20 protein-coding genes are annotated in these 9,499 nt (G+C 58.8%); 16 read left to right on the top strand and 4 right to left on the bottom strand.

The window, feature by feature from the left end:
- Nucleotides 1-24: 24 nt before the first annotated feature.
- The 4 genes from AC245Y_RS08990 to AC245Y_RS09005 all read right to left on the bottom strand — a co-directional run bounded on the left by AC245Y_RS08990 (nt 25) and on the right by AC245Y_RS09005 (nt 2,283).
- Nucleotides 25-234 carry a hypothetical protein gene (locus tag AC245Y_RS08990; protein WP_017993900.1) on the bottom strand — a complete coding sequence of 70 codons (210 nt, stop codon included), beginning with the start codon at nt 232-234 and terminating at the stop codon, nt 25-27.
- Complete coding sequence (locus AC245Y_RS08995) at nt 227-484, bottom strand: hypothetical protein (RefSeq protein ID WP_017993901.1); 258 nt, start codon at nt 482-484, stop codon at nt 227-229. Before AC245Y_RS08995 ends, AC245Y_RS08990 begins: the two co-directional genes overlap by 8 nt.
- Before the next feature lie 2 nt (nt 485-486).
- Nucleotides 487-1,113 (bottom strand): hypothetical protein, encoded by a 627-nt coding sequence (locus AC245Y_RS09000; RefSeq protein ID WP_487762865.1) that lies wholly within the window; start codon nt 1,111-1,113, stop codon nt 487-489.
- A gap of 423 nt (nt 1,114-1,536) precedes the next feature.
- Nucleotides 1,537-2,283, bottom strand: coding sequence for a LexA family transcriptional regulator (locus AC245Y_RS09005; protein WP_017993903.1), 747 nt, complete (start codon nt 2,281-2,283; stop codon nt 1,537-1,539).
- A 71-nt stretch (nt 2,284-2,354) separates the two neighbouring features.
- Between AC245Y_RS09005 and AC245Y_RS09010 the strand changes: the two genes are divergently transcribed.
- The 16 genes from AC245Y_RS09010 to AC245Y_RS09085 all read left to right on the top strand — a co-directional run bounded on the left by AC245Y_RS09010 (nt 2,355) and on the right by AC245Y_RS09085 (nt 9,490).
- Nucleotides 2,355-2,549, top strand: coding sequence for a helix-turn-helix domain-containing protein (locus AC245Y_RS09010; RefSeq protein WP_017993904.1), 195 nt, complete (start codon nt 2,355-2,357; stop codon nt 2,547-2,549).
- On the top strand, nt 2,546-2,746 hold the full coding sequence (locus AC245Y_RS09015; protein ID WP_017993905.1) for a hypothetical protein: 201 nt from the start codon (nt 2,546-2,548) through the stop codon (nt 2,744-2,746). Before AC245Y_RS09010 ends, AC245Y_RS09015 begins: the two co-directional genes overlap by 4 nt.
- A 3-nt stretch (nt 2,747-2,749) precedes the next feature.
- Nucleotides 2,750-3,871 carry a GapR family DNA-binding domain-containing protein gene (locus AC245Y_RS09020; protein ID WP_017993906.1) on the top strand — a complete coding sequence of 374 codons (1,122 nt, stop codon included), beginning with the start codon at nt 2,750-2,752 and terminating at the stop codon, nt 3,869-3,871.
- On the top strand, nt 3,868-4,053 hold the full coding sequence (locus tag AC245Y_RS09025) for a hypothetical protein (protein ID WP_017993907.1): 186 nt from the start codon (nt 3,868-3,870) through the stop codon (nt 4,051-4,053). Before AC245Y_RS09020 ends, AC245Y_RS09025 begins: the two co-directional genes overlap by 4 nt.
- Nucleotides 4,050-4,202, top strand: a complete 153-nt coding sequence (locus AC245Y_RS09030; RefSeq protein WP_017993908.1) for a hypothetical protein — start codon at nt 4,050-4,052, stop codon at nt 4,200-4,202. Before AC245Y_RS09025 ends, AC245Y_RS09030 begins: the two co-directional genes overlap by 4 nt.
- Nucleotides 4,203-4,437: 235 nt before the next feature.
- Nucleotides 4,438-5,010, top strand: coding sequence for an HNH endonuclease (locus AC245Y_RS09035; RefSeq protein WP_080635450.1), 573 nt, complete (start codon nt 4,438-4,440; stop codon nt 5,008-5,010).
- Between the two features lie 117 nt (nt 5,011-5,127).
- Nucleotides 5,128-5,502 carry a hypothetical protein gene (locus AC245Y_RS09040; RefSeq protein WP_080635451.1) on the top strand — a complete coding sequence of 125 codons (375 nt, stop codon included), beginning with the start codon at nt 5,128-5,130 and terminating at the stop codon, nt 5,500-5,502.
- Between the two features lie 39 nt (nt 5,503-5,541).
- Nucleotides 5,542-6,120: a hypothetical protein gene (locus AC245Y_RS09045; protein WP_157628332.1), complete on the top strand. Its 579-nt coding sequence runs from the start codon at nt 5,542-5,544 to the stop codon at nt 6,118-6,120.
- Nucleotides 6,117-6,314, top strand: a complete 198-nt coding sequence (locus AC245Y_RS09050) for a hypothetical protein (RefSeq protein WP_017993912.1) — start codon at nt 6,117-6,119, stop codon at nt 6,312-6,314. The genes AC245Y_RS09045 and AC245Y_RS09050 overlap by 4 nt, the downstream gene beginning before the upstream one ends.
- Entirely contained in the window at nt 6,311-6,955 is a 645-nt protein-coding gene (locus AC245Y_RS09055) for a class I SAM-dependent methyltransferase (RefSeq protein WP_017993913.1), read from the top strand. The genes AC245Y_RS09050 and AC245Y_RS09055 overlap by 4 nt, the downstream gene beginning before the upstream one ends.
- On the top strand, nt 6,952-7,110 hold the full coding sequence (locus tag AC245Y_RS09060; protein ID WP_017993914.1) for a hypothetical protein: 159 nt from the start codon (nt 6,952-6,954) through the stop codon (nt 7,108-7,110). Before AC245Y_RS09055 ends, AC245Y_RS09060 begins: the two co-directional genes overlap by 4 nt.
- Nucleotides 7,107-7,538 carry a RusA family crossover junction endodeoxyribonuclease gene (locus tag AC245Y_RS09065; RefSeq protein WP_017993915.1) on the top strand — a complete coding sequence of 144 codons (432 nt, stop codon included), beginning with the start codon at nt 7,107-7,109 and terminating at the stop codon, nt 7,536-7,538. Before AC245Y_RS09060 ends, AC245Y_RS09065 begins: the two co-directional genes overlap by 4 nt.
- Nucleotides 7,535-7,984, top strand: coding sequence for an XF1762 family protein (locus AC245Y_RS09070; protein ID WP_017993916.1), 450 nt, complete (start codon nt 7,535-7,537; stop codon nt 7,982-7,984). The genes AC245Y_RS09065 and AC245Y_RS09070 overlap by 4 nt, the downstream gene beginning before the upstream one ends.
- A complete protein-coding gene (locus AC245Y_RS09075; protein WP_017993917.1) occupies nt 7,981-8,748 on the top strand; it encodes a YdaU family protein in 768 nt (255 codons plus the stop codon). Before AC245Y_RS09070 ends, AC245Y_RS09075 begins: the two co-directional genes overlap by 4 nt.
- Complete coding sequence (locus AC245Y_RS09080) at nt 8,745-9,203, top strand: helix-turn-helix domain-containing protein (protein ID WP_017993918.1); 459 nt, start codon at nt 8,745-8,747, stop codon at nt 9,201-9,203. The genes AC245Y_RS09075 and AC245Y_RS09080 overlap by 4 nt, the downstream gene beginning before the upstream one ends.
- Entirely contained in the window at nt 9,200-9,490 is a 291-nt protein-coding gene (locus AC245Y_RS09085; protein ID WP_017993919.1) for a hypothetical protein, read from the top strand. The genes AC245Y_RS09080 and AC245Y_RS09085 overlap by 4 nt, the downstream gene beginning before the upstream one ends.
- Nucleotides 9,491-9,499 lie beyond the last annotated feature (9 nt).

Genomic DNA, 9,499 nt, shown 5'->3' on the forward strand with positions numbered 1-9,499 from the left:
AACTTTTCCCATTTTCGTCGGCCCTCACGCGTAGATCTGATCGGAGTCGGTGACGCCCATCTGCTCGCGGGCATAGGCGGCGTAGCGCGATGCCCAGTGCTGGTGGCCGGCGATGCGATCTTTGATGGCGACGACAATCGCCGGGTGAACGCTGATCCCGTAGCGAACATTGCCAGCCTCTTCGGCGGCGTTGAGCTGGTGCAGCGCGGCGAGACGTTCAGCCTTGTTACGCATAGAGCTGATCCTCATCACGGATGTTCATGATCTCGCGGGCGTAGCGGTACCGCTCCGAACGAGCCGCCGTCGCGCCACGCAGCCAGGATGGGCCGCGCCACATGTTGCTTGCGATGAAAGGAGCTGCGAGGCGGGCGTGAGACTGAGCCTCGATCGCCATGTATGCGTTGCAGTCGGCGATGGTGCGGGCTGCGTTCCAGCGAGCGTCGCGCTTGCTCTGCTCAGTCTCGATGTTGCGAGAAACGAACATTGTCAGACTCCTCTCGACTGCATTCTTGAGATTGTGCTCTGATCGACGCCAAATTTGGCAGCGGTGACGCTTTGGGGCTCTTTGCCTCTGACCAATCTGATTTGCTCGCGCTGGGCGTTTGTCAGCTTCGAAATGCCGTTGCGCTCGCCGTGGTTGGACGTGCCGTGCATTTCGCGATCAAACTGATTTTCGGAAGGGCTGGCCCAGCGAAGGTGCCTTGGGTTAACGCAGCCAAGATGACCATTACCGCACGAGTGAGCCGCATGGAGCTTCGCGGAAGACGGTTCGCCGTGAGCGAGAAAGCAAACATATCTGTTTGCTGCCCACGTTTTACCGTCCACTTTGACGGCGCCGTAGCCGCCATGCCCAAATGGCCAAAGTATGCACTCGTCGGTGTCATCCCTCTTCGAGACTTCGACGGCGAAACGCTGCGCCTCTCCCCACATGGCGTAGACGCCGGCTGGCGATCCGTTCCTGAGTAGGCGGTGGTAATGTCTGGAGCAGTATTCCCGGCGCCATGAGGGCCGATCGCAATCTTCGATTTTACAAACGGGCTGCATTCCATCCTCGCGCCGTGGCGTTTCGTTGATGGCTGTAATATGCGTTATGCATTCTTCTTCGTCAAGCATAAAAAATGCGAAATGCATTTATTTGCATGGGGAGTGCACCCGAAAGAAATTCCGCAATCTCATCCGACGGTTAGAGGAAAGCGGGCGCAGAGCGAAAAAACCGACTCGACTTCCGCGTGAAGATTTGCTTTTTAAAGCAGAACAAAAATAGAACAGACAGGAGAGAGAAATGTTGCGTACTGCTCCCGTTGACCACCCGGACGCCATGCGATTGGTGGTTGAGCTTTCGAGCCTATATGTCGCCTGTGATGACTGCGGGCATGCGCGCACGCTGGGGCTATCGAACCTGCGGAGCGCAGCCGATCTCGGTGTTCATAATTACATGCAATTGTGCCGGAAAATTCGGTGCAGCGAATGCCCAAAGACGCCGCCGGCACTGCGAAATCTGACCATCCGGCCAAGGTGGATCGAGCCGATTATGCTTCAGACGGTGGCGTGAAAAACGATCTTATGTACTGAAAACACTTTGTCTGTTTCGAATTCCAGCTCGTTTCGCTCGCCTTCATCCGGGTTGTGCTGCCAGAGCCTGGTCGCCTTTGCGGACTTCGAGATGAAGCGCTTGATGTAGCTCTCGCGGCCGTTCTCTTCATCGGTGATGATCTGCACTACAACATCGTCGCCCTGGCGAACTGGCTCGTGCGGATTCAGCCACACGGTCTCGCCCGCATAATAGCGCGGCTCCATGCTCGTCCCATAGACGCGGACCGCATAGGCACCCTCAACTCCTTCAAGCATCGGCGGCGTAAAGACGCGACCGACTTCCGTGCCGTTGAGCACGAACCGGCCATTAGGTCCTGCCACAGTCTGCCCGAGCAACGGTAGCGACTGATCGCCAGGGAAGGCCTGATATCGGGGCGGGAAACTGGCGTTCGGCTTTGTTGTCTTTGACCCGCTCTTGATCTGAATATGGGTCGGTCCTTCAGGACTATTGATCGTAAGGTCGTCGACCATCGGCCCGTCGCCTTTCGCGCGCATCAGCCAGTCGAGCGATATTTTGTATCGACGCGCATAAAGATCGGCTTCGCGGACAATGCCGCGCGTTCCGTTCTCGTGTTGCGAGTAGGTCGGGTAGGGAACGCCGAGGGATTCCGCAGCTGCCTTTGCGGTTTTGAAGCCCGCGGCCAACCTTGCAGCCTTCAGGCGCTGTCCGATCTCAATGTCATCTGCCATAGGCACGTTTTATCCAAAAGAAAAATGCATTTGGCATTGACTTAAAAGAATGCGTAAGGCATTTAATATGCATGATGCGCGAACAGACCCCCACCAAAGACCATATTGCCAACGCGATGCAGACCTTGGGCCTAAACCAGCCGCGGTTCGCCGACGAGCTGGGTGTTGACCAAGGCACAGTATCGAAGTGGATCAACGGCAAGGCTAATCCTTCAGGTCCGGTCCTGAAGCTTATTGAGCGGATGCTCAAGGAGCACGCAGCATGACCGCCGAAGCCCAGACCATTCCCGATATCATCATCCGTGAAGTCATGGAGCAGGCGCAGGTATTCGCCTCGACCTATTCGCTCGTCGGCGGTCGCTTCGATGACGGTTCCAAAATGCAGCAGGCCGATGAAGAGAAGGCTGAGCTTGAACGGCTCATCCGTCTCGCGATCTGGGCTGGCACGAAAGCGGAGGCTTGAGCCATGACCGCCGACAAGCAGCTCAAAGCCTATATCGATCGCGTCCTCCGTTTGAAGGAAGAACAGGACACGATCGGCGACGACATCCGTGAAATCTATGCCGAGGCCAAGGCTGCCGGCTATGACAAGACCATCATGGGCAAGCTCGTCGCCCACCTGCGCAGGGAGTTGAAGCAGGGTGCAGGCGCGGTCGCCGAGGCCGAAAGCATCTTCGACACGTACCTCAATGCCTATCAGCGCGCATCTGGCATGCAAGTTGCAATCGCGCATACGCATGCGTCCGAGGCTCACGATCCGGAAACCGGCGAGATACTCGAAGACATCGACCCACGCCTCGCCCAGACCATCGTTACCGGCATGCAGACCGAGACCGGCCGCAAGGCGCTGATCGCTGCTGTCGACATCATGATCGCCTGCGAAGATGCGGAAGAACAGAATGCACCAGAGAGGCCCTCGCATAACGATGAGCCATCCCCAGAGGTAGGTCCGCAAGCCGAAGCCTCTCCTGCCGGGACCGGAGCCGGGACGCTTGCGGATCGTGAGGGCCGCCACGAAGGGGAGGCGGCTTCGGTCGACCTCCCCACCAATTCCGAGATCGATCCGACTGAGGATCGCGAAGAAGACCACAGCCTCGACGGAAACGCCGGCGCCAACACAGGAGGCCGTCATGTAGCCGCTAAAGCAAATCGCGCCGCAACGGCCGGGGCTCTCGTTCAAGTCGCTCCGGCCACCAACGGCATCGTCTTTGAGACGTGCCCACCGAAGCCCATGAAGTCGCTGTCCTACGCGCACTGCTTCCCGGAACTTTCGAAGACGGAATATCAGTGCCTCGCTGGTGACATCGCTTTGAACGGCGTGCTTGAGCCGATCGTCCGCATGGGCGACGTCATCGTCGACGGTTGGAACCGATACAACGCGGCTCGATCGCTCGGCATCGAGTATCCGGTCACGAGCTACGGCGGTGATGATGTTCTGCTCGATGTGATCCGCTGGCAGCGCTCTTCCCGCGACTGGACGCCACAGCAGGAACGCAAGATTGCAGCCGCGTTGGCGAAGGTCGTCCCGCATCGCTCCGAAGATATCGCCGCAGCATTTCATCTTGTCGACGAGGAGGAACCCGCATGATCGAAACAAAATCATCCCTCGATATCCATGCCGAAGTTTCCCGTCTCAGCGCAATCACGACGCACGACGGGACGGTCATCATCAATGATCCGGAAGTTGGCTCTGTATCAGGCCGATCTCGTGTCGAAGCCGAGCAAGAAATCGTGCGCCGGAAGGCAGCGCTTAAGGAGAGGGCAGCATGAGCATGTTTCTTGGTCATCTCGGACTGGCGCTGATCGTCGGCGCCTTCTTCCTCTGCACCGTGATGGCTCTGGCGCGCAACTCCGGCGGCATCAGCCGGGAAGAGGAAGTTGAACTCTACAAGAGCCGCTATCCGGCGAACCAGAACTGACGGGTTACCCCCTCCGCCCGTCACAGCTGGTCCAGGTCATTCTCCCGAGCGCCTGGACCAGCAACCCTTATCCGGATCCGCTTATTCGCCAGTCGCATGACGACGGCTTGAGTGGCGGAACCGAGGCTTTCGAAAGGTGCCGAAGCCTCCGGCGGAGAGGCTTCGGCGGCAGGGCTAGGCGGAACGGGTGCCCTGCTGAACTGAACAATTTTGTCGTCCATCGACGGAGTAGAAGATGAAGGCCTTGAGATCAGATTTGACATTTTCATACCTCTCCGAGTGCTTCCATCTGGACGCGGATAGGGGCGTTCTGATTTGGAAGGTTAGGCCGGTTGAGCACTTCGCTTCGCGGCGGGCGATGACGTTCTTCAACAACCACAGGGCGGGCACGGTAGCCGGAACGGTCAAAACCGATGAAGGGCGTGCAAGAGCTGTCGTCCAGCTGAACCGGCAATGCGTTTTCGTTCATCGCGTGATCTACGCGCTGCATCACAGCATCGACATCGATGATGTTCCAGACGTTATCGACCACGAAGACCGGGACACCTTGAAAAATCGTCCGGGCAATTTGCGTGAGGCGACCCCCACTCAGAACAATTTCAATCGGATTTTGCCGTTGGGCCGATCCGGCGTCAGGGGCGTCACCTATCAGCCAAAATTCAAGACTTGGCGCGCCCGCGTGAAGAAGGGCGGACGGGAAATTAACCTCGGCTCGTTCCCGACAAAGGAAGAGGCCGGCGCAGCCTGGAAAGCCGCAGCTGAGACGATCCATGGCGAATTCTTTGCCATCCAGGCGGCGGAAGCCTGAGCCGGAGAGGGTCGCGGACCGATTGGCGTCGGCTTCGTTCCCCTCTCCATCACTATCGATCCTGTGCATCTGAATGCTCCCTCAACACGAGCACCAATCGCACAGGAGACCGACAAGGTGTTGTCAAACAAAGACAAGGAATTGGCAAACAGGGCCAAGGTCATGACTGACGCTTTTTACGCACAAAACCTTTTGAGAGAGGCCTTTCCGGAGAGCCGTTATGGCTCGGTCAAGGGAGCGATATTCGCGGCATATCGCTTCGTCCGTCCGAAGGTCTCGAAAGAACTGACGCCGAGAAGAATTCGATCGATCCGGGAGGGGACAGCCCGTCGGATCGATGCAGAAGAAATGGAAGCGCTCAAGGCAGCGATCATCGAGGAGGCCCACCGTGAGCAACAGGAATTACGCGCCCGTCTGGCTGCGCTGGACAAAAAGGTTGCCGCTTTCAGCGAGAGCGTGGCTGGCCGCGCGGTGGCGGGCGCGGGCGAATAAGTGGGCCGATCGGGCCGAATGGATCATGGGGGACTGACAGTGCAGCAGCTTTCCATGCTCGATCTGATGATGCCACCACCGCCTCCACCGGTGCGCAAGCCGTATGCGCCGCCACCGCGCCGTGACTTTATGACCCGCGCCTATGGTGTCGATACGGTTATGGAGATCGCATTGGATGAGCGCGACCCTATCGAAATAGAGGTCCGCGGCATCCCGACACTCATCAGATTTTCCTCTGTTTTCCAAACCTACGCCGTCAAGCCGCCGGGATCTGCATATTGGTCGGAAACGGGCTTTCACAGCTTTGCCGGTCTTCATCAGATCGCCGGTACCAATGAATATTCTCCCGACGAAATCCGCCAGATCATCGAAGCCATGATCGATAGCAAGCACGGGTGCGGTGGCAAGCTCACCAAGTGGTGGCCGTTTTATTGCCTGCAATGGCGGCAGAGCAAAGATTTTGCCGATCGCAGCGAGCGCTCTTCCACATGGGATCAGTGGGGGTCGGAGAAGCAAGCTGAACATTGGGCCAGTCACGACGCAAAGCAGTCCGCTGCGCTCGAACGCATGGCAGCGGACGGAATCGATCCCGACGAAGTTTGGAGGACGCGCCGATGACCCCTCCCGAAGAGATGATCGCTTGGCTCGACCGTCGCATTGCCTCCGCAATGGCCTGGCTCGACGACCACGGCAAGGGCTCCAAGAAGCCCCGCCCAGACCACGAGATCGAAACCAAGCTCGACGACGTCGCGAAGTTCGAAGAGGTCAAGGCCGCTTATCTGAAGGCTTTGGCGAAGAGGGATGCGGCATGAGCCAGAACACCTCTTCTGCCGTCATGCAACAGCGCAGCGAACCGCACGACAGCCTCGACGATTTCCCGACGCAGCCGTGGGCAACTCGAGCGCTATGCGAGCACGTCCTCTCCGGATGCTATCTCAGGAATAAGACGGTGTGGGAGCCAGCATGCAATCGCGGCCACATGTCGGTGCCGTTGCTCGAATACTTCGGAGCGGTGTGGGCATCAGATATCCACGACTACGGCACGCCCGGCAGCTTCCAGCATGATTTCCTCTTCCCGGTGATGCCGCTGTCGGAATCGCCCGGTTGGATCATCAGCAACCCGCCTTTCCGGCTTGCCGAGCAATTCATTGCCAAGGCGCGCGATCTGGCGACCGAGGGAGTTGCCATGATTGTCCGGACTTCCTTCCTGGAAGGGGTAGGGCGATACGAGAACCTGTTCAGCAAGACCCCGCCGTCGATCGTCGCTCAGTTTTCCGAGCGCGTCCCGATGGTCAAAGGTCGTCTGACCGCGACCGGTTCAACAGCCACATCCTATTGCTGGCTTGTCTGGATCAAGGGCGCTGGTAGCACAAAGCTCGTCTGGATTCCGCCGTGCCGCAAGAAGCTTGAGCGCCCCGAGGACTATGCAGCTTATCGCGAGGTGGCAGCATGACCACCTTCCTCGAAGCCTACGCCATCCACGGGCCTGACGTCGAGCGTATCGCCGAAGCCCTCGGCATCACGCCTCCAGAAGCCGATCGCCTCATCAACGAAGCGCTTGAGCGTCGGCACCAGCAGCGCGTCCAGCGCGGCCGGAGGCGCGCATGACGGAGCGCATGTCAGCCAAACAGTACCGTGAGCAGTTCCTCGAGCCGAAGTCTGTTCCGTCGGCCCGGATCATCATCACCGATATGCCGCCTTCTGCAAACGGGCTCCGCAAGAGCTTTATCAAGGACGGCAAGGTCATCAGCGTCAAGAGCGATGGCTATGCCGACTGGCGGAAGGCAGCGGTCGCAGAGATCACGTCTCAGGCCGTCGGCAAGGTCAAAGGCCCATATCGCCTGTCGATCGTTGCCCAGCGCCATTGGCGCTCGAAGCGCGCCAGGGACATCGACAACATCATCAAGCCCATCTCCGATGCGCTGGTGAAGGCTGGGATCGTCCAGGACGACAGTCTGGCGGAATGTGTCACCGCTCGGTGGGTTGATGACCTTCAAGGTCATGCCGCCGTCATCGATGTCGAGGTGTGTCGATGAGCAAAGAACTCTTCGTCGTGCCGATGGATCTTGAGAGCGCCAACGACTGGGTGTCGTTCTTCCATCGGCATCACCCGCCTGTCGTCGGCCACAAATTCAGCCTCGGTTGCATGAAGGACAACGATATCGTCGGCGTCGTCATTGTCGGTCGACCCGTGTCGCGCGTTCGTGACAATGGCTGGACGTTGGAAGTAACGCGCCTTGCGACTGACGGCACGAAGAACGCTTGCTCGTTCCTATACGGCGCAGCTGCGCGGGCTGGGTTCGCCCTCGGTTATCGCCGGATCGGAACCTACATCCTTGCCAGCGAACCGGGAACGACGCTGAAGGCTGCCGGCTGGCGTCAGATCGGCGAAGTCAAGGGGCGGTCGTGGAGCGCTCCGTCTCGCCCTCGTGTGGATCGCCATCCCACGCAGGACAAGCTGCTTTTCGAGAGGTCCGCATGAGCGAGCGTCCTTTCATGCAGCTCTACGTCTCCGATTTCATCGGTGACACCCTATCGCTCTCAACAGAGCAGATCGGCGCCTACATGCTGCTGCTGATGGCCATGTGGAATGCTGGCGGCCGTCTGCCTGCTGACGAGGCGAAGCTTGCCCGGGTCGCCCGCATGTCAGTCAAGAGATGGAAAGGCATTTCTGATGACTTGATGTCATTCTTCGAGGTCGACGGCGAGTTCGTCCGCCATAATCGCCTGACGAAAGAGCTTCAAAAAAGCGAGAGTAAATCTCAATCGAGAGCCGCCGCGGGGGCAGAGGGTGGGCGCGCTAAAGCATTGAAAGACAACGAGGCGAGGCTGGCAAATGCCATGCCTACGCCACAGCATCTTCCAGATACCATAACCAGAGTTCCTTCGGAAGACGCGCGCGCGCCCGGGATCGATCCTCAATTCGAAAGATTTTGGGATGCCTACCCGAACAAGACCGGCAGGCCTTCGGCGGAGAAAGCATTCTCCCAAGCCATCAAGCGCGCCAGCTTCGACGAGATCATGACCGGTGTCAGCGCCTACGCCGCGAAGACCGATGATCGCCAATGGTGCTCGCCCGTCAGATGGCTCTCCGACGACCGCTGGAAAGACCAGCCGGCAAAGCCGCCCGACAAGCCGCCGGCGCCAAGGCCGGGCACGAACGGCTTATCCCACCTGCAGAAGTTTCAGTCCAGAGAAGAGTACCTAGCCGCCGAAAAGGCGCGAGCAGAACGGAGTTTCAGATGAATTTCGTAGACAGAGAATTCACAAGCGCAGCGGAGATGCGAGCACATGCGGCCGCCGTTCATGCCCGTTGTTTCAATCCTCCCGTGCGGCTCGTCCCGAAGCCTCAATCTATCGTCGAGGAGCCGGCAATCCCGGTCTTTGCCAGGCAGCTTCCGACCTGGGAAGCAGAGGCAACCAGCTTCGACGCCCATGTTGTCCAATGGCGAAACCGAATGGGCAACCAGCCCAAGGCCTACCTGAAGGATCGTTGCCGCGAGCTTGGTATCCCGTATGCGGTTATGGTCGGGAAAGACCGGCGGCGCAAGGTGTCAGACGCCCGTCATGTTCTGGTCTGGGAGATCCACGACAAATTCGGCATGAGCTTCCCGGCGCTTGGCCGCCTGTTCGGTGGCAGGGACCATACGACAGCGCTTTATTCCGTCCGCAAGGTCGAAGCGATGCGGGGTGCAGCATGAGCACCATCACGATCAGCGAAGACGAATTTCTGCGGCTGAAGGAAAAGGCGGGCGAGACGGTCAAGCAAGGTGATCCAGCCCATTGCCGCGAAAACGGCCACACGTGGAAATTCTTCGGTGGCGCCAATGCCGGATGCGGGCGCGATTGCAGATGCTCTATCGACGTCCATGTGTGCGTTGTCTGTGGCGATTGCGACTATGGCGAAACCGAAGAGGCCGACGAGATCCGCGCAAAATGCGAGGAAGAATACGGTCCTTGGCCTTCTGACGAGGAGATCGCAGCATGACCCGTCTCG

The sequence above is a fragment of the Rhizobium sp. SRDI943 genome (genome assembly GCF_057653695.1).

Bases quoted from the DNA above. Each gene is read 5' to 3' on its own strand.
- AC245Y_RS09000 (WP_487762865.1), bottom strand. From the start codon at position 1,113: ATGCTTGACGAAGAAGAATGCATAACGCATATTACAGCCATCAACGAA.
- AC245Y_RS09050 (WP_017993912.1), top strand. From the start codon at position 6,117: ATGACCCCTCCCGAAGAGATGATCGCTTGGCTCGACCGTCGCATTGCC.
- AC245Y_RS09010 (WP_017993904.1), top strand. From the start codon at position 2,355: ATGATGCGCGAACAGACCCCCACCAAAGACCATATTGCCAACGCGATG.
- AC245Y_RS08990 (WP_017993900.1), bottom strand. From the start codon at position 234: ATGCGTAACAAGGCTGAACGTCTCGCCGCGCTGCACCAGCTCAACGCC.
- AC245Y_RS09070 (WP_017993916.1), top strand. From the start codon at position 7,535: ATGAGCAAAGAACTCTTCGTCGTGCCGATGGATCTTGAGAGCGCCAAC.
- AC245Y_RS09060 (WP_017993914.1), top strand. From the start codon at position 6,952: ATGACCACCTTCCTCGAAGCCTACGCCATCCACGGGCCTGACGTCGAG.
- AC245Y_RS08995 (WP_017993901.1), bottom strand. From the start codon at position 484: ATGTTCGTTTCTCGCAACATCGAGACTGAGCAGAGCAAGCGCGACGCT.
- AC245Y_RS09065 (WP_017993915.1), top strand. From the start codon at position 7,107: ATGACGGAGCGCATGTCAGCCAAACAGTACCGTGAGCAGTTCCTCGAG.
- AC245Y_RS09075 (WP_017993917.1), top strand. From the start codon at position 7,981: ATGAGCGAGCGTCCTTTCATGCAGCTCTACGTCTCCGATTTCATCGGT.
- AC245Y_RS09085 (WP_017993919.1), top strand. From the start codon at position 9,200: ATGAGCACCATCACGATCAGCGAAGACGAATTTCTGCGGCTGAAGGAA.
- AC245Y_RS09025 (WP_017993907.1), top strand. From the start codon at position 3,868: ATGATCGAAACAAAATCATCCCTCGATATCCATGCCGAAGTTTCCCGT.
- AC245Y_RS09015 (WP_017993905.1), top strand. From the start codon at position 2,546: ATGACCGCCGAAGCCCAGACCATTCCCGATATCATCATCCGTGAAGTC.
- AC245Y_RS09035 (WP_080635450.1), top strand. From the start codon at position 4,438: ATGAAGGCCTTGAGATCAGATTTGACATTTTCATACCTCTCCGAGTGC.
- AC245Y_RS09020 (WP_017993906.1), top strand. From the start codon at position 2,750: ATGACCGCCGACAAGCAGCTCAAAGCCTATATCGATCGCGTCCTCCGT.
- AC245Y_RS09080 (WP_017993918.1), top strand. From the start codon at position 8,745: ATGAATTTCGTAGACAGAGAATTCACAAGCGCAGCGGAGATGCGAGCA.
- AC245Y_RS09005 (WP_017993903.1), bottom strand. From the start codon at position 2,283: ATGGCAGATGACATTGAGATCGGACAGCGCCTGAAGGCTGCAAGGTTG.
- AC245Y_RS09055 (WP_017993913.1), top strand. From the start codon at position 6,311: ATGAGCCAGAACACCTCTTCTGCCGTCATGCAACAGCGCAGCGAACCG.
- AC245Y_RS09030 (WP_017993908.1), top strand. From the start codon at position 4,050: ATGAGCATGTTTCTTGGTCATCTCGGACTGGCGCTGATCGTCGGCGCC.